This is a genomic window from Kitasatospora sp. NRRL B-11411, assembly GCF_000721345.1.
In the GTDB taxonomy this organism is placed as follows: Bacteria; Actinomycetota; Actinomycetes; order Streptomycetales; family Streptomycetaceae; genus Kitasatospora; species Kitasatospora cineracea.
Window position 1 is genome coordinate 44,046 of sequence record NZ_JOGH01000002.1, and the last position, 19,137, is coordinate 63,182.

The 19,137-nt window shown below is 73.6% G+C and carries 19 protein-coding genes; 8 read left to right on the top strand and 11 right to left on the bottom strand.

All coding sequences use genetic code 11. The annotated features are described in order from the left end of the window. The first annotated feature begins 7 nt into the window (after positions 1 to 7). A complete protein-coding gene (locus tag IH44_RS0101450) occupies positions 8 to 985 on the top strand; it encodes a DUF5926 family protein (protein WP_030457494.1) in 978 nt (325 codons plus the stop codon). A 229-nt stretch (positions 986 to 1,214) separates the two neighbouring features. On the opposite strand, the gene IH44_RS0101455 is transcribed toward IH44_RS0101450, so the two are convergent. Then, positions 1,215 to 1,877: a bifunctional DNA primase/polymerase gene (locus IH44_RS0101455; RefSeq protein WP_030457495.1), complete on the bottom strand. Its 663-nt coding sequence runs from the start codon at positions 1,875 to 1,877 to the stop codon at positions 1,215 to 1,217. Between the two features lie 385 nt (positions 1,878 to 2,262). Here IH44_RS0101455 and IH44_RS0101460 point away from each other — a divergent pair, with 385 nt between their 5' ends. The 3 genes from IH44_RS0101460 (at position 2,263) to IH44_RS0101470 (ending at position 6,712) form a co-directional block, all read left to right on the top strand. Beyond that, on the top strand, positions 2,263 to 3,672 hold the full coding sequence (locus tag IH44_RS0101460) for a PP2C family protein-serine/threonine phosphatase (protein WP_030457496.1): 1,410 nt from the start codon (positions 2,263 to 2,265) through the stop codon (positions 3,670 to 3,672). Between the two features lie 135 nt (positions 3,673 to 3,807). Beyond that, on the top strand, positions 3,808 to 5,301 hold the full coding sequence (locus tag IH44_RS0101465; protein WP_030457497.1) for an aminopeptidase P family protein: 1,494 nt from the start codon (positions 3,808 to 3,810) through the stop codon (positions 5,299 to 5,301). 394 nt (positions 5,302 to 5,695) lie between these two features. Continuing rightward, positions 5,696 to 6,712: a helix-turn-helix domain-containing protein gene (locus IH44_RS0101470; RefSeq protein ID WP_030457498.1), complete on the top strand. Its 1,017-nt coding sequence runs from the start codon at positions 5,696 to 5,698 to the stop codon at positions 6,710 to 6,712. A gap of 91 nt (positions 6,713 to 6,803) precedes the next feature. Here the strand turns inward: IH44_RS0101470 and IH44_RS0101475 are convergent, their stop codons facing one another. The 5 genes from IH44_RS0101475 to IH44_RS0101495 all read right to left on the bottom strand — a co-directional run bounded on the left by IH44_RS0101475 (position 6,804) and on the right by IH44_RS0101495 (position 10,148). Then, positions 6,804 to 7,586, bottom strand: coding sequence for a MerR family transcriptional regulator (locus IH44_RS0101475; protein ID WP_030457499.1), 783 nt, complete (start codon positions 7,584 to 7,586; stop codon positions 6,804 to 6,806). 104 nt (positions 7,587 to 7,690) lie between these two features. After that, positions 7,691 to 8,113, bottom strand: coding sequence for a MarR family winged helix-turn-helix transcriptional regulator (locus tag IH44_RS0101480; protein ID WP_030457500.1), 423 nt, complete (start codon positions 8,111 to 8,113; stop codon positions 7,691 to 7,693). Positions 8,114 to 8,166: 53 nt separating this feature from the next. Then, positions 8,167 to 9,276, bottom strand: a complete 1,110-nt coding sequence (locus IH44_RS0101485) for a membrane protein (RefSeq protein WP_030457501.1) — start codon at positions 9,274 to 9,276, stop codon at positions 8,167 to 8,169. A gap of 106 nt (positions 9,277 to 9,382) precedes the next feature. After that, on the bottom strand, positions 9,383 to 9,706 hold the full coding sequence (locus IH44_RS0101490; protein WP_030457502.1) for a co-chaperone YbbN: 324 nt from the start codon (positions 9,704 to 9,706) through the stop codon (positions 9,383 to 9,385). 25 nt (positions 9,707 to 9,731) lie between these two features. Then, the gene (locus tag IH44_RS0101495; protein WP_030457503.1) at positions 9,732 to 10,148 is read right to left on the bottom strand and encodes a MerR family transcriptional regulator; all 417 of its coding nucleotides are present in this window, start codon (positions 10,146 to 10,148) and stop codon (positions 9,732 to 9,734) included. Positions 10,149 to 10,234: 86 nt separating this feature from the next. On the opposite strand from IH44_RS0101495, the gene IH44_RS0101500 reads away from it, so the two are divergent. Then, on the top strand, positions 10,235 to 11,035 hold the full coding sequence (locus IH44_RS0101500) for a GNAT family N-acetyltransferase (RefSeq protein WP_030457504.1): 801 nt from the start codon (positions 10,235 to 10,237) through the stop codon (positions 11,033 to 11,035). Positions 11,036 to 11,231: 196 nt separating this feature from the next. Further along, positions 11,232 to 11,585 carry a YciI family protein gene (locus tag IH44_RS0101505; protein ID WP_030457505.1) on the top strand — a complete coding sequence of 118 codons (354 nt, stop codon included), beginning with the start codon at positions 11,232 to 11,234 and terminating at the stop codon, positions 11,583 to 11,585. A gap of 13 nt (positions 11,586 to 11,598) precedes the next feature. Here the strand turns inward: IH44_RS0101505 and IH44_RS0101510 are convergent, their stop codons facing one another. Then, the gene (locus IH44_RS0101510) at positions 11,599 to 12,855 is read right to left on the bottom strand and encodes an RNA-guided endonuclease TnpB family protein (RefSeq protein WP_030457506.1); all 1,257 of its coding nucleotides are present in this window, start codon (positions 12,853 to 12,855) and stop codon (positions 11,599 to 11,601) included. A 126-nt stretch (positions 12,856 to 12,981) separates the two neighbouring features. Between IH44_RS0101510 and IH44_RS0101515 the strand changes: the two genes are divergently transcribed. Then, positions 12,982 to 14,229: an RNA polymerase sigma factor gene (locus IH44_RS0101515; RefSeq protein WP_030457507.1), complete on the top strand. Its 1,248-nt coding sequence runs from the start codon at positions 12,982 to 12,984 to the stop codon at positions 14,227 to 14,229. A 25-nt stretch (positions 14,230 to 14,254) separates the two neighbouring features. Here the strand turns inward: IH44_RS0101515 and IH44_RS0101520 are convergent, their stop codons facing one another. Then, entirely contained in the window at positions 14,255 to 15,442 is a 1,188-nt protein-coding gene (locus tag IH44_RS0101520) for an ROK family transcriptional regulator (protein ID WP_035953543.1), read from the bottom strand. 160 nt (positions 15,443 to 15,602) lie between these two features. On the opposite strand from IH44_RS0101520, the gene IH44_RS0101525 reads away from it, so the two are divergent. Continuing rightward, positions 15,603 to 15,830, top strand: coding sequence for a hypothetical protein (locus IH44_RS0101525; RefSeq protein ID WP_030457509.1), 228 nt, complete (start codon positions 15,603 to 15,605; stop codon positions 15,828 to 15,830). A 48-nt stretch (positions 15,831 to 15,878) separates the two neighbouring features. Here the strand turns inward: IH44_RS0101525 and IH44_RS0101530 are convergent, their stop codons facing one another. Genes IH44_RS0101530 through IH44_RS0101540 form a run of 3 tightly spaced genes read right to left on the bottom strand, consistent with a single transcriptional unit; the run spans position 15,879 to position 19,111 of the window. Then, entirely contained in the window at positions 15,879 to 17,198 is a 1,320-nt protein-coding gene (locus tag IH44_RS0101530) for an ABC transporter permease (RefSeq protein ID WP_051816429.1), read from the bottom strand. Next, the gene (locus IH44_RS0101535) at positions 17,195 to 17,977 is read right to left on the bottom strand and encodes an ATP-binding cassette domain-containing protein (protein ID WP_369794874.1); all 783 of its coding nucleotides are present in this window, start codon (positions 17,975 to 17,977) and stop codon (positions 17,195 to 17,197) included. Before IH44_RS0101535 ends, IH44_RS0101530 begins: the two co-directional genes overlap by 4 nt. 30 nt (positions 17,978 to 18,007) lie before the next feature. Continuing rightward, complete coding sequence (locus tag IH44_RS0101540) at positions 18,008 to 19,111, bottom strand: sugar ABC transporter substrate-binding protein (RefSeq protein ID WP_030457512.1); 1,104 nt, start codon at positions 19,109 to 19,111, stop codon at positions 18,008 to 18,010. Positions 19,112 to 19,137: the final 26 nt, after the last annotated feature.

A 19,137-nucleotide genomic window follows, 5' to 3' on the forward strand; every position in this document is an offset into this window, starting at 1 on the left:
CCGCACCATGGCCAAGAAGGCCGCGAAGAAGCAGCCCAGCCAGTCCACCGCCGTCGAGGGCGAGGTCCCGGTCGTCGGGGCGCGCGAGGCCTGCCCGTGCGGCTCGGGCCGCCGGTACAAGGCCTGCCACGGCCGCCAGGCGGCGCACGCGGTGCAGGAGTTGGTGCACCGCCCGTTCGAGGGCCTGCCGGGCGAGGCCGACTGGGTGGCGCTGCGCGAGCTGGTCCCGGCCGCCACGGTGCCGCTGGTGCTGGCCGCCGGGGTGGCGGACGAGGCGGTCGGCGAGGTCCCGTCGGTGACGCTGGCGACGGTGCTGCCGCTGGCCTGGCCGGCGCTGCGCCGTCCGGACGGCTCGATCCTGCTGGGCCTGCAGACCCAGTCCTCCTCCGGCGACCTGAGCCGTGACCTGGCGGACGCGCTGGAGCTGGCGCTGGCCACCGAGCCGGGCACCCCGGTGCCGGCCCGCCGGACCAACCCGGGCGGCCGCCGCCTGCAGGAACTGCTGGACACCACGGCCGCGTTCGTCCCCGAGGTGCACACCGGCTTCGAGTTCTGGCTGGAGGACGCCGAGTCGGCGACCGGCGAGGTGGCGGCCTCGCTGGAGCGGGCCAACGCCTCGGCGATCCCGACCGAGAAGCTGGCCGGGGTGGACTCCGCGTACTGGTGCGGCACCCCGGACAAGAACCACCTGCGCTGGGTGATGGACGTCCCCGAGGAGCAGTTGCTGGACGCGCTGTCCCGGCTGTCGGCGGCCGGTGACAGCTCGCTGGGCGAGGGCACCAAGCTGGTCGGCTCGTTCCGGGCGCACGGCCTGACCGTCCCGGTGTGGGACCTGCCGCTGGAGATGACCGCCGCGGACGTGGAGAAGCCGGCCGTGGAGTTCGCCGGGAAGCTGGCCGCGGTGCTGGCCGCGCCCGCGCCGCTGACCGCGGAGGAGCGCCGGGCCCGGGCGAACCTGGTGAGCCGTCAGATCACCCTGAACTGACCGGAACTGGCCGCAAGGTGATGTGAGTCACATTTCCGGCCCGGTCAAAGGCCTTTCCGCGTGGACAAATTGGCGCGGAGCCGGATCTTTGTTACTGTTTGAAAGGTCCGACCGCTGGTGCATCCCCCGTCGCCAGCGGTCGGACTTTTCTCGTTTCCGGGCTGCGACTTCCTCACCAGGCACCATAGCTGACGGGACATCATCAAAAAAGCAGGCCCGGCGCCCCGGCTCAGCCCTGCGGCAGCGCCACCGCGCTGGCCGTGATCATCCCGCCCAGCAGCGTCCCGACCTCCGGCAGCCACGGCCGCCCCGGCCCCGGCCGGCGCACCCAGTGCACCGCGCCCGCCCCCGTCCGGGACGGCGGCAGCACCAGGTAGCCGCCCGGCCCGTGGTAGCGCAACACCCCCGGCACCCAAGGCCGTTCGGCCAGCAGCCCGCCCAGCTCCGGCAGCGTGTACGGCGCGGTCAGCAGCACGAACCGGCCCGGCGTGCCGAGCACCGGCCCGTACGGGACGCCGGTCTCCTCCAGGTGCCGCAGCAGCCACGGCCCGGCCGGCCGCGGCAGGCTCACCGCGCCCAGCGCCCGCCCGGTCGCCGCCAGCACCGGGGCGCCCGGCGCGCGCCGCTCCCACCACCAGCGCACCATCCGCGGATCGGTGGTCGCCGCCTCCAGCGGCGGGTCGTCCGGGTGCCCGCCCGGCACCGCGCAGGCCCGGTCGCCGCACGAGCAGCGTCCCGCCGCGCCGCGCGGCACCCGGGCCCCCGGCAGCACCGGCCAGCCGCACCCCTCGGCGGCCTGCAGGGCGGCGGCGAGCGCCAGCGAACGGCTCCGGCGGCCCGGCCACCACCGGCCGACGCGCTCCGGCAGCAGCTCTCGGCGGGGTGGGCGCATGGCGGCTCGTTCCTTTCCGCGTCCATCGGGGCGCACGGCACGGTCGGTGCGATCGTCTGATCGTTCGGATCGGCGTGGTCGGGGTGGCGGGCGGTGCGTGTGCGTCTCGGCTACCCGCTGCTGGAACGAGAATCCCCCATACGTCCGGATGGACGCGGCCGGGCGCCCCCCGGTTCCACCGTACGAGTGAGTGCGGGTCGCCCCGGGTGGCACCCCGGCGGCCTGCGCATACGATCCCTGGCACGTTCGGCCGCCGCACTCCTGGACATGCCCCGATCGGCCTGTGTACAAGTGGGGGAAACATGCCGAGTAGTGAGTAAAGACATCGTTTCGGTCGGTCTCGGTGGTCTTGCGTGACACGTTCCGGATTGTGGGGAGTTGCGACATGACCGACGTCCACCCGTTGACGTCCACGGCGCCCGCCGCCACGGCGCTGCCGCCCGCCCCGGCCGCCCCGGCGGCCGACCCGCTGCTGCTCCCGGAGCTCGGCGAGGTGCCCGCCGCCGACCTGCAGGACCGTTTGGCCGGATGGCTGTCCGATTTCACCAGCCTCCAGGAGCACCTCGAACTGCTGGCCCGGGCCGACGGCCTGGCCGGCACCCTGGACGCGCTGCTGGACTCCGGCGCGGCCCTGCTCGGCGCCCGCCGCGGCCTGGTGGTGACGCTGCCGCCCGGCTCCGAGGGCCAGCCGGCCCGCCCGGTCGGGCTCGGCCTGGACCGGGCGACGCTCGGCACGCTGGAGACCGTGCCGGTCGAGCACGGCCCGTTCGCCGGGCTGCTCGGCCGCCCCGGCCCGGAGGGCCGGCTGCTGATCGCCGACCTGGCCGCCGACCCGGCGGTCGGCCCCCGCTTCCGCGAGGTCGCCGAGCAGCTCGGCCTCGGCGCCTGCTACGCCCTGCCGCTGGCCACCGGCCCCGCGGAGGAGGTGCTCGGCGCGGCCGCCTGGTTCTACGACGAGCCCGGCAGCCCCGACGAGCGCCGCGAGCACCTGGTGCGCCGCTACTGCGAGTTCGCCGCCCCGCTGCTGGCCCGCCAGCTGGCCGCGGACCGGGCGGTGCGCGCCGCCGAGACGCTGCGCCGCTCGCTGCTGCCCGGCCACCTGCCCGCCCGCACCGGCCTGAAGGTGGCCGCCCGCTGCGTCCCCGCCGCGCTGGAGCGGGCCGCCGGCAGCGACTGGTACGACGCGATCGCGCTGCCCGACGACACCGTGGGCCTGACCGTGGGCAGCGTGCTCGGCGGCGGCCCGGGCGCCGGCCCGCACGCGGGCACCGACGCGGCCGCCGCGATGGGCCGGGTGCGGGCCGCGCTGCGCGCCTACGCGGTGCTGGAGGGCGAGGACCCGGTCTCGGTGCTCGGCGACCTCGAACTGCTGCTGAAGACCACCGAGCCGACCCGCTCCGCCACCGCGGTCTACGCCTGCGTCGACCCGGCCGAGCGCCGGATCGCGCTGGCCGGCGCCGCCAACTGCCCGCCGGTGCTGCTCACCCGCTACGGCGCCAACTTCGTGGAGACCTCGCTGTCCGCGCCGCTGGGCATGCTCAGCTGCTGGGAGGCCCCCGGGGTGGAGCTCACCGCGGAGCCCGGCGACGTGCTGGTGCTGTACACCGAGGGCCTGGCCCGCCGCTTCGCCCCCGCCCTGCACGCCGGGCAGAGCGCGCTGCGCCGGGCCGCCGCCGACGCCCCGCGGGACGTCCGGCTCGACCCGGACCGGCTCTGCGCCCACCTGCTGGAGCAGGCCGGCGGCGGCGAGCCCGGCACCGACGACCTGGTGCTGCTGGCCGCCCGCTTCGAGTAGCCCCGGCCGGCCCGGCCGGACCCCGGACGCCCTTCCTCCGTTCGAACGGCCCTACGTACCATGGGGGCGACATCCGCCCGCACGCCCCGCGACCCGGGGACGGGCGGGCGGTAGCGCGCGCAAGGAGGCGACGTAGTGACCGAGGACCGCAGCCCGGCGGTGTCCGAGAACCCCGAGGGTTCCGTCGAGGGCGAGGAGGCCGAGAAGCCGGTCAAGAGCCGCAAGAACGGCCTGTACGGCGAGATCTCCGACGAGCTCGCCGCGTCCATGCGCTCCGGCTGGGCCGACACCGAGCTGCGCGGCCTGCAGCCGGACGTGCAGGCCCCGTACGCGGCCGAGCGCCGCGCCAAGCTGTCCGCCGCCTTCCCCGGCGAGCGCCTGGTCGTCCCCGCGGGCAACCTGCGCACCCGGGCCAACGACACCGAGTACGCCTTCCGCGCCGCCAGCGAGTACGTCCACCTGACCGGCAACCGGACCGAGGACGCCGTCCTGGTCGGCGAGCCGGTCGACGGCGGCCACGCGTTCGCGCTGTACCTGCTGCCGCGCTCCGACCGGGAGAACGGCGAGTTCTGGCTGAGCGGCCAGGGCGAGCTGTGGGTCGGCCGCCGCCACTCGCTGGCCGAGTCCGAGCAGCTGTACGGCCTGCCGGTGCGGGACGTCCGCAAGGCCGCCGAGGAGCTGGCCGCGGCCGACGTCCCGACCCGGATCGTGCGCGGCTACGACGCCGCGCTGGAGGAGGCCCTCGCCGAGCGGCTCGACGAGGAGAAGGACGACGAGCTGAAGGTGTTCCTGTCCGGGCTGCGCCTGGTCAAGGACGAGTGGGAGATCGGCGAGCTGCGCGCCGCCTGCGACGCCACCGTGAACGGCTTCACCGACGTGGTGCGCGAGCTGGACCGGGCCGTCGCCTCCTCCGAGCGCTGGATCGAGGGCACCTTCTGGCGCCGCGCCCGGGTCGAGGGCAACGACGTCGGCTACGGCACGATCGCCGCGGCCGGCCCGCACGCCACCACCCTGCACTGGGTCCGCAACGACGGCGACGTCCGCCCCGGCGAACTGCTGCTGCTGGACGCGGGCGTGGAGACCCACACCCTCTACACCGCCGACGTCACCCGCACCCTGCCGATCAACGGCCGCTTCTCCCCGCTGCAGCGCAAGGTCTACGACGCGGTGTACGAGGCCCAGGAGGCCGGCATCGCCGCGGTCCGGCCGGGCGGGAGGTTCCGCGACTTCCACGACGCCGCGCAGCAGGTGCTCGCCGCCCGCCTGCTGGAGTGGGGCCTGATCGACGCCTCGGTGTACGACCTGGAGAAGGTCCTGGAGCTCGGCCTGCAGCGCCGCTGGACGCTGCACGGCACCGGCCACATGCTCGGCCTCGACGTGCACGACTGCGCGCACGCCCGCCGCGAGCAGTACGTGGACGCGCTGCTGGAGCCCGGCATGGTGCTGACCGTCGAGCCCGGCCTGTACTTCCAGGCCGACGACCTGACCGTCCCCGAGGAGTACCGCGGCCTCGGCGTCCGGATCGAGGACGACATCCTGGTCACCGCCGACGGCCACGAGAACCTCTCCGCGGCGCTGCCCCGGCAGGCCGACGAGGTCGAGTCCTGGATGGCCGGCCTGACCGCCTGACCGCCCGCGCGGCACGTACCGAAGCCCCCGTCCGGCCGGTCCGGCGGGGGCTCCGTCGTGCTCAGTGGCGTCGGCCCCAACCGGAGCAGGCCGCGCAGGTCGGGAGGTTCTTCGCATAACGGGCATGACGGAACATGGACATCTGACGCTCTCCGGACATGGTGGTGGAAGAGGACGGGGAACGGCCGCACCGGACCCCGATGTGATGACTCCTCATCCTCCCGGGAGGTTGTCTCCCGATTCCAAAGGTTTTCCGCCGCCGTCCGCCCCCGTCCGATCAGCCTGCGCCACCGTCCGTGCGCACCCGCCCACCCCGCCGCCGCTCCCGGCGGGCCGGCGCCCCGGACGGCTAGACTCGGCGCGAAACCGCCGACGGCCGCCCCGGGAGCACCACATGGCCGAGCCCGTGCCCATCACCATCGGAAGGCGCCCGGCGCCGGTGCACACCGTCGCGGTGTACGCCTTCGCGGGCATGGCCCCGTTCGAACTCGGCGTGGTGGTCGAGGTGTTCGCCCTCGCCCGGCCCGAGCTGGCCGGGCTGCTGGCCGCCCCCTGGTACGACGTCCGGGTGTGCGCCGAGCGCCCCGGCCACCCGCTGGAGGCGGTCGGCGGGTTCTCCCTGACGCCCCGTCACGGCCTGGAGGAACTCGCCGCCGCCGACACCGTCGTGGTGGTCGGGGTGCCCGACCCGCACGGCGACGTCCCGCCCGCCGTGGTGGCCGCGCTGCGCACCGCGCACGCCCGCGGCGCCCGGGTGGTCTCGATCTGCTCCGGCGCCTTCGCGCTGGCCGCCGCCGGACTGCTGGACGGCCTGCCCGCCACCACGCACTGGCGGTACGCGCCGGAACTGCGCCGCCGCTACCCGCACGTCCGGGTCGACCCGGACGTGCTGTACGTCGACAACGGCCAGGTGCTGACCAGCGCGGGCAGCGCCGCCGGCATCGACCTGTGCCTGCACCTGGTCCGCCAGGACCACGGCGCCAAGGTCGCCAACACCGTCGCCCGCCGCTTCGTCGTCCCGCCGCACCGGGACGGCGGGCAGGCGCAGTTCATCGAGGCGGCGGTGCGGCCGGTGGACGAGCCGGAGGACGGGGTGGCCCGCTCGATGCGCTGGGCGCTGGACCACCTCGCCCGGCCGCTGACCGTGCCGCTGCTGGCCCGGGCGGCCGGCATGTCCGACCGCTCGTACCTGCGGCACTTCACCGCCCGCAACGGGGTCAGCCCGATGCGGTGGGTGGCGATCCAGCGGATCGCGGCCAGCCTGCCGCTGCTGGAGTCGCCGGAGGGCAGCGTGGAGGAGATCGCCGCGGCGGTGGGCTTCGAGTCGGCGGCGACCTTCCGCCACCACTTCGGCCGCACCATGCGCACCTCCCCGACCGCCTACCGGCGCACCTTCGGCCGGGCCGCCTGACGCCGGGCCGCCCCGGCACCGGGCCACCCGAAGACCGGGCCGCCCGAGCGCCGAACCGCCCGGAGACCGGCCGCCCGACGCCGGGCGGCCGTCAGCCCTGCTGCTGCTCGCGCTCCAGCCGGTCCGCGTTGGCGTGGATCGCGTCCCGCAGCCACTGGGCCAGGCCGGGAGCGAGCTTCTCGTACGTCTCGGTGAACCGCGGGTCGGCGAGGTACATGTCGCCGAGGCAGCGGTGCATCTGCGGGCCGCAGTCGTAGAAGTTCAGGCCGATGTGCCGCCGGTGCTGCTCGGCGACCGACATCGCCTGCTCGCTGTCCGGGGCGGTGCCGGCGGTGAGCGCCGCCACCATGGCGTCGTTGATGCCGTCGGTCTCGGCCTTGATCCGCTCCCAGTCCGCCTTGGTGTAGCGGGCGGTGCGCTGCTGGGACTGCTTCCAGGCGTCGGTCTCGCCCCAGCGCTGCTGGGCCTCGTCCTCCCAGTCCTCCTGGTAGTCCTTGCCGAACACCTCGAACTTCTCCTCCGGGGTCAACTGGATCCCCAAGGTCCTCGCCTCCATCGCTCGCTCGACCGCCGCGGCGAGTTCCTCGAGCTTGCGGATCCGGTCGCCGATCAGCTCGCGCTGCCGGCGCAGGTGCTCGCTCGGGCCGACCGTCCGGTCGTCCAGGATCGCCGCGATCTCCTCCAGCGGGAAGCCGAGTTCGCGGTAGAACAGGATCTGTTGCAGCCGGTCCAGCTCGGCCTCGCTGTAGCGCCGGTAGCCGGCCGGGGTGCGGTCGCTCGGCGACAGCAGCCCGATCCGGTCGTAGTGGTGCAGGGTGCGCACCGTGACCTTGGCGATCGCCGCCAGCCGTCCGACCGTGTAGCCCTCGTCCATCGCGTTTCCCTCCTTCCCGCCGCTGTGCGACCAGCCTGGGGCCTGACGCGACGTGAGGGTCAAGCCGCTCGGGCCCGGCCCCGGCCACCGCCTTCCGCGGGCGGCTACTCGGACTCGCCGTAGCGGATCAGGTAGGCGGCGAACCGGTCCAGGTCCTCGTCGTCCCAGGAGGTGAAGCGGTCGGTGAAGGCCCGCCGCCGCTGCTCGTACGCCTCCGCCAGCAGCTGTTCGCCGGCCTCCGTCAGGTGCAGCAGCTGGCCGCGCTGGTCGTCCGGGTCGGCCTGGCGGCCCAGCAGCCCGAGCCGCTCCAGCGCGCCGACCTGCCGGCTGACGGTGGACTTGTCGAGCATGAAGTGCGACGCCAGGTCGGCGGCCCGGCACGAGCCCCGCTCCTTGACCAGGTCGAGCATGCTGTACGTGACCAGCGAGAGCTCGGGGTGCAGCTGGGCTGCCTTGTGGCGGGCCCGGCGGGCGAACGCGGTGAGCTCGCGCTGGATGGTCTCCAGCGCGGCGTCGCGGTCGGGCATGGCGTGGCTCCTTCGTCGTGCGGTGTTGCCGACCACGGTAGGGGTAGCCGCGCTCAGACGCCGACCGCCTCCTCCATCTCCTCCTCGGCGGCCTCCGCCGCAAGCTGCTCGACAGACCGATCGGCAGGCTGCTCGGCGGCCTGTTCCGCGCCCGGCACGACGGCCGGCGCCGCGGCCGCGGCGAGGGCCCGCTTCCGCTCGGTGCGGGCGGCCGCCAGGAGCAGCACCGCACCGGCCGCGAGCCAGCCGAACAGGGTGGCGACGTGGCCGCCGAGCCCGGCCCGGCCGCCGAAGTAGACGTGGTCGCGGACGCCCTCCAGGAAGCCCGCGCCGTTCCAGAAGGAGTGCAGGGCGCGGTAGAAGCCGTTCTGCAGCTCGGGCTGGAAGATGCCGCCGGAGCTGGTGAAGTTGAGCATCACGAACAGCGCCATCATGGTCAGCGTGGTCCACCGGCCGAGGAAGGCGTGCAGGGCGGTGCCGATCGCGACGATGCCCGCCGAGTACAGCCAGCTCATCGCCCAGACGCCGAGCAGGCCGTGGTCGACCAGGTGGAAGACCGGTCCGGCCAGCGCCGTGCCGAGCAGGCTGACCACCAGGGCGACGCCGAGGCCGAGCAGGGCCCGCACCCGCATCGCCAGGGCCGCGCCGGCCGCGCCGAGCACCGCGACCGAGCCGTAGGAGCCGATGCTCAGCGCCACCAGCAGGAAGAACAGGCCCTGCCCGGTCGGGTCGCCGGCCGGCAGCGGGGTCAGTTCCTGGACGGCCAGCGGCTTGCCCTGGTGGGCGGCGACCTGGGTGAACACCTTCTCGGCGGCGCTCGCCGAGGTCTCCGAGTTCGCGGTGGCCACCAGCAGGGTCGGCGCGTCGGCGTCCGGCACGTACGCGGCGACCAGGTCGCGGTCGAGCAGCCGCTGCCGGGCCGCGTCGGAGTCGGCCGCGGTGGTGACGTCCAGGCCGTCGCCGGCCTTGTCCTTGAGGGTCTGCGCCAGCACCTGGGCCTGCGGCCCCTGTCCGACCACCGCGACCGGCAGTTGGTGCGGGGCGGGGGCGTGGAAGGCGGACAGGTAGGCGATCCCCATGCCGAGGCACATCAGCAGCGGTGTGACCAGGTGGGTGAGGACGTGCCGCAGGGCGGGGCGGGACACCGCTGACACCGAGGACATCACGACTCCATGGTTGGGAAGTACAACTATTATTTAGTTGCACTTTACAACGCGAGTGTCCTCCGCAGCCATCCCCCGGCCCCGCCCTGTGGCACACCTCACCCGCCTACAGCAGGTCGTCGAGCTCCCGCAGCAGGCGGCTCTTCGCCCGCGCCCCCACCAGCGAGCGCACCGGCTCGCCGTCCTTGAACACCATCAGCGTCGGCATCGACAGCACCCCGTACGCGTTCCGGGTCTCCGGGTTCGCGTCCACGTCCAGCGCGACCACCGCCAACCGCCCGGCCTGCTCCGCCGCCACCTCCGCCAGCACCGGCGCCAGCTGCCGGCACGGCGGGCACCAGTCGGCGGTGAACTCCACCAGCACCGGCCCCGGCACCGCCAGCACCCGCTCGGCGAAGTCCCGGTCCGTCACACTGTCCACGCCACCCATCGCGTCCTCCTGTCGTCGGTCGTCGTCACTCCTCGGTGCGGACCAGCTCGCAGCGCGGCTCGCCGCCGCCGGCCCCGGCCAGCGCGTCCCGGGCCGCCTCGGCCCGGGCCAACTGCCCCGCCACCGTCTCCCGGACCTCGCTCAACCGGGCCACCATGGCGTCCAGTTCGGCCAGCTTCGCCCGGTACACCTCCAGCGAGGCCGGGCACGAGTCACCCTCCGGGTGGCCCGCCTGCAGGCACTCCACGAACGGCCGGGTCTCCTCCAGCTCGAACCCGAAGTCCTGGAGCATCCGAATCTGCCGCAGCAGCCGCAGGTCCTCCTCGTCGTACGCCCGGTACCCGTTCCCCCCGCGCCGCGCGGGCAGCAGCCCCCGCGACTCGTAGTACCGGAGCGCCCTGGTGGTGGTCCCCGCCCGCTGCGCCAACTCGCCGATCCGCATGCCACGACGCTAGACCTTCACCCCGACGTCAACGCCAGCCCCTTTTCCGCTGTCCGCCGCCCCACGATGATCGTTAGGCTCGCCTGATGACCGAACTGACCACGGCCCTGCTCGCGGCCTACGACGAGCACATGCGCGGCCTCGGCGTCCGCGCCGAGGACGAGACCCACGACAGCGACGGCCCGCTGCTGCGCAAGTACGGCGGCTTCCGCGGCTTCGTCACCTCGCCCCGCCCCGACCTCGGCCTGCGCGGCGACGCGCTCGACGAACTCATCGTCCGCCAGCGCGAGTTCTTCGCCGCCCGCGGCGAGAGCGTCGAGTGGAAGACCCGCGGCCACGACCTCCCCGCCGACCTCCCGGCCCGGCTGACCGCCGCCGGCTTCGTCGGCGAGGAGCCCGAGACCGTCCTGGTCGGCCTCGCCGCCGAACTCGCCACCCCCACCCCCGCCCCCGAGGGCGTCACCGTCCGCCGGGTCACCTCCCCCGCCGACATGCGGCGGATCGCCGCGATGGAGAGCGAGGTCTGGGGCGAGGACTGGTCCTGGCTCGCCGACGACCTCGCCACCCGCGCGAACGGCCCCGCGGACTTCCTGGTCCTGGTCGCCGAGACCGACACCCCCCGCCCCGAGGTGGTCTCCGCCGCCTGGCTCAACCGCACCCCCGGCAGCGAGTTCGGCGGCCTCTGGGGCGGCTCCACCCTCGCCGCCTGGCGCGGCCGCGGCATCTACCGCTCCCTGGTCGCCCACCGCGCCCGCTGGGCCCTCGACCACGGCATCCGCTACCTCCAGGTCGACGCCTCCCCCGACAGCGCCCCCATCCTGAACCGCCTGGGCATGCACGCCGTCACCACCACCACCCCGTACGTCTGGACCCCGCCCACCGCCTGACCCGCCACCCGGTGCGCAGCAGCGGGGGCGCTGCGCGCGGCCGGACCGGCCCGACGAACACCCCTCCGACCTGCGGGAACACCGCCGGTCAGAACTTCCTCGGAAAATCTTCGGCAGCATGTAGAGAACCCTCCTCCCCGCTCCGACCAATGGACGCAAGCACGAACCGCCCGAACGAACCGAGGAAGTGGTCCCCGTGAAGTACCTGCTGATGACGTACGGCAACCAGGAGAAGTGGGCCGCCCTGTCGACCGAGGGCTGGACCGAAGCGGTCGCCCAGCAGGACGCGTTCAACAAGCGCTACCAGGAGACCGGCGAACTGATCGGCGCCTACGGCCTCGGCGACGCCGCGGTCAGCCGCCTGGTGCGCCGCCAGGAGGGCCTGCCCGCGGTCAGCGACGGCCCCTACCTGGAGACCAAGGAGTACATGGCGAGCTTCTACCTGCTCGACTGCGAGAACGAGCAGCGCGCCCTGGCGATCGCCGCCGACATGCCGTGGGCCGACCGCGAACCGGTGGAACTGTGGCCGATCCTGCACGAGGCGAATTGACGCCCTCCCCACGCTACGGCGCGGGAATTCCGGCCGACCCGGCGGTGCGGGGCTTGGGCCCCGTTCCGCGCGGGCTCCGGTGGGTTCCTCGTTCGACGGACCGTGCCCGGCGTGGTTCTGCCACGCCGGGTCTGACCGGCCCTCCGGAGGCGTTTGACCTGTCCGCCCGCCCGGCGGCCAGGATGTTGCGCGCGGCGTTGAGATCACGGTCGTGCCCGGCCCCGCACGCACCGCAGGTCCACGTCCTGACCTGCAGGGGCTTGGGTCCGTCCCTGGCGCCACAGGCCGAGCACAGCTGGGAGGAGGGGAACGCCCGGTGGACGATCCCGACCGTGCGGCCGTAACGGGCGGCCTTCTCTTCGATCATTCGTCGGAAGGTTCCCCATCCGGCGTCGTGCACGGACTTGGCCAGTCGGCCCCGGGCCAGGCCGCGCACGTTGAGGTCCTCCAGGTACACCGCTTGGTTCTCGCGGACGATCCCGGTGGTCAGCTTGTGCAGCCAGTCCCGGCGGCTGTCGGCCACCTTGGCGTGCGCCCTGGCGGCCTTCCGGCGGGCCTTCTCCCGGTTCTTCGAGCCCTTCGCCTTGCGGGACAGCTCCCGCTGCGCGGCCTTCAGCCGTTTCTCCGCCTTGCGCAGCAAACGCGGGTTGTCGACCACTTCCCCGGTCGACAGCACCGCATAGGAGGCCAGGCCGAGGTCGATCCCGACCTCGCCACCGGCCTCCGGCAGCGGTTCGGGTTCGACGTCCACCACGAACGAGGCGTGGTACCGACCCGCTGCGTCCAGCACCACCGTCACCGACGACGGCACGGCAGGCAGCGCACGCGACCACCGCACCCGCACGTCACCGATCTTCGCCAGGTTCAGCTTCCCGTTCGACCGGATCCGGAACCCGTTGCGGGTGAACCGCAACGACTGCCGGGAGTCCTTGCGCGACTTGAACCGCGGCAGCCCCACCGGCCGCCCGGCACGCTTGCCGGAGACGGAGTCGAAGAAGTTCCGGTATCCCGCGTCCAGATCCCGCAACGACTGGATCAGCGGATCCGCCCCCACCGAAGCCAGCCACGAACGCTCGGTGGTCTTCTTCGCCGCGGTGATCACCAGCTTCTGCAGCTCCGCGACCTTCGGATACGGCAGACCGGCCCTCCGGGCCTCACGCCGCACCTCCAACGCGTCGTTGTACACCACCCGAGCACACCCGAACGTCCGCGCCAGCACGGCCCGCTGGACCGACGTCGGATACAGCCGGTACGAGTACCGAAGATGCACCAGGCCAGCCTGTCCGGGACCACTGACAACGACCCGCGCCAGAACTCCTGATGACTGCCCCGCCACCATGAGCCAAGGACCTTCTCCTCACCCGGTTCGAAGGTCAGCACCTCTCGGGAGGACAAGATGGGATTCCCCGTCCCGGCCGCCGACCAGGACCTGCTGCGCGCGCTCGCGCCGCAGGTCCTGGCGGCGTTGCTGCGCCGTCACGCCGGTGCCTTCGACGCCTGCGAGGACGCGGTGCAGGAGGCGCTGCTCGCGGCGGCCGAGCAGTGGCCGCGGGAGGGGCGGCCGGCCAATCCGCGCGGCTGGCTGGTGACGGTCGCCTCGCGCCGGCTGGTGGACCTGGTCCGGGCCGACCGGGCCCGCCGGGAGCGGGAGGAGCGGCTGTTCCTGGCCACCCCGCAGTCCGAGCTGCTCGGCCGCCCGGCGGACGCCGACCCGGACGCCGACCGGGACGACTCGCTGGCCCTGCTGTTCCTGTGCTGCCACCCGGCGCTGACCGCGCCGAGCCGGATCGCGCTGACGCTGCGGGCGGTGGGCGGCCTGAGCACCGCGCAGATCGCGGCGGCGTTCCTGGTCCCCGAGGCCACCATGGCGCAGCGGATCAGCCGGGCCAAGCAGACCATCCGCTCCTCGGGCCTGCCGTTCGCGCTGCCCGCCCCGGCCGAGGCGGACGGCCGGCTGCGCGAGGTGCTGCAGGTGCTGTACCTGGTCTTCAACGAGGGCTACACGTCCACCGCGGGCGGTGACCTGACGGCCCCCCGGCTGTCCGACGAGGCGATCCGGCTGACCAGGCTGCTGCACCGGCTGCTGCCGCGGGACGCCGAGGTGATGGGCCTGCTGGCGCTGATGCTGCTGACGGACGCCCGGCGCCCGGCCCGGACCGGCCCGAACGGCGAGCTGGTGCCGCTGGCCGAGCAGGACCGCACCCGGTGGGACGCGGCGGCGGTCGCGGAGGGCACCGCCCTGGTCGAACGGGCCCTGCCGGCCGGGCGGGTGGGCCCGTACCAGCTGCAGGCGGCGATCGCGGCGCTGCACGACGAGGCCCCGGACGTGACCGCCACCGACTGGCCGCAGATCCTGGCCCTGTACGACCTGCTGCTCCGGGTCGCCCCGGGCCCGGTGCCCGCGCTGAACCGCGCCGTGGCCCTGGCCGAGGTCCGCGGCCCGGCCGCCGCCCTGGCCGAACTCGACTCGCTCTCAGCCGAGTTGGACCGCCACCACCGCTACCACGCGGTCCGCGCCGAGCTCCTCTCCCGCACCGGCGACACCCCCGCCGCCACCACCGCCTTCCACCGCGCCGCGGCCCTGGCCCCCACCCTCCCCGAACGCCGCTACCTCACCGAACGCGCCCACGCCCTCCCTCAGTAGCCCCGCCGGCCCCGCGCAGCGGCCTTCACCCCCCGACCGCCACCGCCACCGCCGCGTCGATCGCCCCGTACAGCTCCGAGCGCAGCCCGAGCCGACTGGTCCGGATCTCGACGGCCTCGGCGACGGCGGGCTGGGCGTAGCGGTCCACCGACTCGCGGATGCCGTGGACGAGCGGGGCGCCGGCCTGGCCGAGTTCGCCGCCGATGACGATGGCGGCGGGGTTGAGGCAGTTGACCAGGTCGGCGAGGACGCGGCCGATGGTGCGGCCGGCTTCGCCGATGACGCGGGCGGCGGCCGGGATGTCGGCGAGCCGGTCGAGCGGCGGGAGGTCGACGTGTTCGCCGGGGCGGGCGCCGGGGGCGAGGACGTGGGCCAGGCGGCGGCGGACCTCGACGATGGAGGCGACGGACTCCAGGCAGCCGCGGTTGCCGCAGCGGCACCAGGTGCCGGTGTCGGGGAGCTGGATGTGGCCGATCTCGCCGGAGATGCCGCTGGCGCCGCGGTAGATGCGTCCGTCGAGCAGGAGTCCGGCGCCGATGCCGGTGGAGGCCTTGACGTAGACGAGGTCGTTGACGGTGCCGCCGGTGCCGTGGGCGCGTTCCCCGCGGGCGCCCATCTCGGCGTCGTTGCCGACGGTGACGGGCCGGTCGAAGACCCGGCCGAGTTCGGCGGCGGGGTCCATGCCGATCCACTGGGAGAGGGTGGAGGGGGCGCGGACCACGTTGGTGCGGGTGTCGAGGGCGCCGGGGATGCCGGCGGCGATGGCGGTGATCTCGTCGAGGCGGTGCCCGGCGGCGTCGAGGGCCTGGCGGGCGAGCGTCTCGGCGGCTTCGAGGACTTCGCGCGGGTGGTTGTCGACGTCGAGGTGGGCGGTGGCTTCGCCGAGGACGGTGCCGGAGGTGTCGGCGACGGCGGCGGTGACGTGGGTGTGGCCGAAGTCGAAGGCGAGCACCAGGGCGTGGGCGCGGCGCAGGGTGACGGCGGCGGCGCGGCGGCCGCGGCCGGCGGTCGTCGCCGCGGTGGCGGTGGTCTCGCTGACGAGCCCTTCGTCGAGCAGGTCGGTGACGGCGCTGCTGACGGCGGAGCGGGAGAGCCCGGTGAGCCGGCTGATCTCGGTGCGGCTGAGCGTGCCGTGCTCGCCGAGGACGGCGAGCAGGGCGGCCCGGGTGCGCAGGCGGCGGGCCGAGGGGGCCGGGGTGGCGGGGGCTGTCATGCACGGAACGGTAGCGGACTCGCCGACCATTTTCACCGTTGAACGGATTATTTGACGTTCTGCTCGTCCTCTTGACGGACGAATTGGCCTATACCTATGGTCTAGGGCAGCAGTAGTACCTCATGTGCCGGTACGAGGACGCGCCGGGAGAGGAAGGCCGATGAACGCCACCCAGAGCCGTCATCGCTGGTGCGTCGAGATTCCGCACGCCAACGAGATCCGCTCCGGCCGCCACCTGTTCATCGTGGACGCCGCCGCCGAGGAGGACGCCCGCCGCGAGGCGATCGAGCGCGCCGAGTCGGCCGAGGCCCGCCGCCACCGCCGCGACGCCGACCTGGACCTGGCCCAGGTCACCGTGGTCCACCTGGGACTGCTCCGCACGCACTGATCCCCCGCCGGCCACCGGGCCGACGGGGGATCTCACCGCTCGGAGGCGCTACGCCCGCCCGGCCGACTTCTGGGTCCGCCGCGCCAGCGAGTCGATCACCACGGCGGCCAGCAGCACCGCACCGGTGATCATGAACTGGATCGCGTTGCTCAGTCCCTGGATGTTCATCCCGGACTGGATCGAGCCGATCACCAGCGCACCGAGCAGCGCCGACCAGGTCGACCCCCGCCCGCCGAACAGGCTGGTGCCGCCGATGACGGCCGCCGCGATGGCGTTCATCAGCAGGTTGCCGCCGCCGGAGGTCTGCGAGGCCGACTGGATCTGCGCGGCCAGGAACAGGCCGCCGATCGCCGCCATGGTGGAACAGATCATGAACACCGTGATCCGCACCAGCGAGACGTTGATGCCGGCCCGCCGGGCGCCCTCGATGTTCCCGCCCAGCGCGAACACCTTCCGCCCGTACGGGGTGCGGCGCAGCACGAACTCCAGCACCACCACGAAGACCACGAACACCAGCAGCGCCAGCGGCAGCCCCTTGTACTGGTTGAGCGTGTAGGCCACCAGGAACCCGACCACGGCCAGCGCCGCGCTGCGCACCAGGATGTCGGTGAGCGTCCGGTACGGGACGCCGGAGGCCCGGCGGCGCCGGGCGTCCAGCAGCGAGGAGCCGAGGAAGAGCACCACGCCGGCCGCCGCCAGTCCGTAGGCGGCGATCTGCTGCCCGTAGATGGTGGAGTACAGCCGGGAGACGATGTCCTTGCCGGACAGGTTGACGGTGCCGCTGGCGCCCAGGATCTGCAGCATCAGGCCGTTCCAGCCGAGGTTGCCGGCCAGGGTGACGACGAACGCCGGGACGCCGACCTTGGCGAAGAACAGGCCCTGCACCAGGCCGACCACCGCGCCGCCGACCAGCGCGGACAGCAGCGCCACCCACTGGTTGACGCCGTGGGTGACGTTCATGACCGCGAAGATCGCCGCGCACAGGCCGCTGACCGAGCCGACCGACAGGTCGATCTCGCCGAGCAGCAGCACGAACACCACGCCGAGCGCGATCATGCCGGTGCCGACGATCTGCTGGGAGAGGTTGGAGAGGTTCTGCGCGGACAGGAAGCTGCTGTTCAGCGAGCCGAACACGGCCCAGATGACGATCAGCGCGACCACCACCGGGGCCGAGCCGAGCTCACCGCTGGTCAGCCGCCGCTTGAACTCGATCAGGTAGCCCTTGAGGCCCTCCTGCCGGACGATCAGCCGCGGGTCGACGGCCGGGGTGGCCTCCGCGGCGACCGGCACGGGCGCGTTGACGCCGCCGGCCGGCATGGAGTCCTCGGGCAGCGGCCGGTGCCCGGGCTCCGGGGTGTCCCCGCTCATCGCTCGCCTCCCTCACCGCGGGCCTGCCGGCGGGTCACGGCGTTGTCCGTGGCACCGGTGATGGCCGAGATGATCTGCTCCTGGTTGGTGGAGTGCTTGTCGAAGACCCCGTTGTTGCGGCCCAGCCGCAGCACCGCGACGGTGTCCGCGACCGCCATCACGTCGGCCATGTTGTGGCTGATCAGGATCACCCCGAGGCGCTGGTCGCGCAGCCGCTCGACCAGGTCGAGGACCTGCGCGGTCTGCTCGACGCCGAGCGCGGCGGTCGGTTCGTCCAGGATCACCACCTTGGGCGAGCCGATCAGCGCCCGGGCGATCGCCACCACCTGGCGCTGGCCGCCGGAGAGCGAGGCGATCGGGATCCGCACGCTGGGGATCCGGATGGAGAGGGTGTCCAGCAGCTGCCGGGAGCGCTTCTCCATGGCGACCTCGTCCAGGACCAGCCCGAACTGCTTGATCTCCCGGCCGAGGAACAGGTTGCCGACCACGTCCAGGTTGTCGCACAGCGCGAGGTCCTGGTAGACGGTGGCGATGCCCAGGTGCTGGGCGTCCTGCGGCCGGTGGATGGACACCGGCCGGCCCTCCCACTCGATGACGCCTTCGTCCGGCTGGTTGACCCCGGCGATGGTCTTCACCAGCGTCGACTTGCCGGCGCCGTTGTCGCCGACCAGCGCGACCACCTCGCCGGCCCGCACCTCCAGCTCGATGCCGGTGAGCGCCTGGACGGCGCCGAACCGCTTCGAGATGCCCCGCAGTGCCAGTACGGTCTCACCCGCCACCGCGACCACCTCCTCTCCGGTGGAAGGCGGTCACTGGATCCCGGCGGCCTGGCAGGCCGAGGCGTAGTCGGGGGTGCAGATCTGCTGCGCGGTGTACAGGCCGTCGGCGATCACGGTGGACTTGATGTTGTCCTTGGTGAGCACGGTCGGGGCGATCAGCAGCGAGTCGACCTTGGTGCCGCTGCCGTTGGTCGAGGTGGTGGGCTTCAGCGAGGCGCCCAGGCTCTTGCCCTGGGCCAGCTGCACCGCCATCTCGCCGGCCGCGTCCGCCTCCGGCTTGTACGGCTTGTAGATCGACATGGTCTGCGTCCCGGCCAGGATCCGCTGCACCGCGTCGAGCTGGGCGTCCTGGCCGGTCAGCGGGACGCTCAGGTTGGCCGCCTTGAGGGCGGTGGCGATGCCGGCCGCCATGCCGTCGTTGGCGGAGTAGACGCCGACCACGTTCGGGGCGCCGATCGCGGTGATCGCGGCGGCGGCCTCCTGGTTGGCGGTGTTCGGGTCCCACTGCGGGGTGTCGTATTCCTTGCCGATCTTCAGCTTGCCGTCGATCGCGCTGTGCGCGCCGGCCTTGAAGTCGGCCGCGTTCGGGTCGGTCGGCGAGCCGTTGATCATGACGATCTGGCCGCTGGACGCCTTGTCGCCGACCGCCTTGACCAGCGCCTCGCCCTGCAGTTCGCCGACCTTGTGGTTGTCGAAGGAGACGTACGCGTCCACCGGGCCCTGGGCGAGCCGGTCGTAGGCGATCACCTTGACGCCCGCGTCGTGCGCCTTCTGCACCGAGGACTGGATCGCCTTGGAGTCGACCGCGTCCAGGATCAGCACCTGGTCGCCCTTGGTCAGCGCGGTGTCCACCTGGGTCTGCTGCTGCGTCGCGTCCTGGTTGGCGTTGTAGTAGTCGATCTGCGCGTTCGGCGCCAGCGACTTGATCTTCGCCTCGATCAGCGGGCGGTCGAACTGCTCGTACCGGGTGGTCTTGGACTCCGGCAGCAGCAGGCCGATCTTCACCGCCTGGTTCGCGCTGCCCGAGGAGCCCGAGGAGCCGGACGACTGCTTCGCGCTGCCGCAGGCGGCCAGGCCCGCGGCGAGCGAGGCCGCGGTGACCGCGACGGCGATCCGACGGAGACCGGTGTGCATGATGCCCTCTTCCTGTGGATGGCGCC

Coding starts and splice junctions, on each gene's coding strand:
- IH44_RS0101495 (WP_030457503.1), bottom strand. CDS start 10,148: ATGCGGATCGGCGAGTTGGCGCAGCGGGCGGGGACCACCACCAGGGCG.
- IH44_RS0101485 (WP_030457501.1), bottom strand. CDS start 9,276: ATGTCCTCGGTGTCAGCGGTGTCCCGCCCCGCCCTGCGGCACGTCCTC.
- IH44_RS0101500 (WP_030457504.1), top strand. CDS start 10,235: ATGACCGAACTGACCACGGCCCTGCTCGCGGCCTACGACGAGCACATG.
- IH44_RS0101520 (WP_035953543.1), bottom strand. CDS start 15,442: ATGACAGCCCCCGCCACCCCGGCCCCCTCGGCCCGCCGCCTGCGCACC.
- IH44_RS0101455 (WP_030457495.1), bottom strand. CDS start 1,877: ATGCGCCCACCCCGCCGAGAGCTGCTGCCGGAGCGCGTCGGCCGGTGG.
- IH44_RS0101475 (WP_030457499.1), bottom strand. CDS start 7,586: ATGGACGAGGGCTACACGGTCGGACGGCTGGCGGCGATCGCCAAGGTC.
- IH44_RS0101540 (WP_030457512.1), bottom strand. CDS start 19,111: ATGCACACCGGTCTCCGTCGGATCGCCGTCGCGGTCACCGCGGCCTCG.
- IH44_RS0101470 (WP_030457498.1), top strand. CDS start 5,696: ATGGCCGAGCCCGTGCCCATCACCATCGGAAGGCGCCCGGCGCCGGTG.
- IH44_RS0101515 (WP_030457507.1), top strand. CDS start 12,982: ATGGGATTCCCCGTCCCGGCCGCCGACCAGGACCTGCTGCGCGCGCTC.
- IH44_RS0101480 (WP_030457500.1), bottom strand. CDS start 8,113: ATGCCCGACCGCGACGCCGCGCTGGAGACCATCCAGCGCGAGCTCACC.
- IH44_RS0101525 (WP_030457509.1), top strand. CDS start 15,603: ATGAACGCCACCCAGAGCCGTCATCGCTGGTGCGTCGAGATTCCGCAC.
- IH44_RS0101460 (WP_030457496.1), top strand. CDS start 2,263: ATGACCGACGTCCACCCGTTGACGTCCACGGCGCCCGCCGCCACGGCG.
- IH44_RS0101530 (WP_051816429.1), bottom strand. CDS start 17,198: ATGAGCGGGGACACCCCGGAGCCCGGGCACCGGCCGCTGCCCGAGGAC.
- IH44_RS0101490 (WP_030457502.1), bottom strand. CDS start 9,706: ATGGGTGGCGTGGACAGTGTGACGGACCGGGACTTCGCCGAGCGGGTG.
- IH44_RS0101450 (WP_030457494.1), top strand. CDS start 8: ATGGCCAAGAAGGCCGCGAAGAAGCAGCCCAGCCAGTCCACCGCCGTC.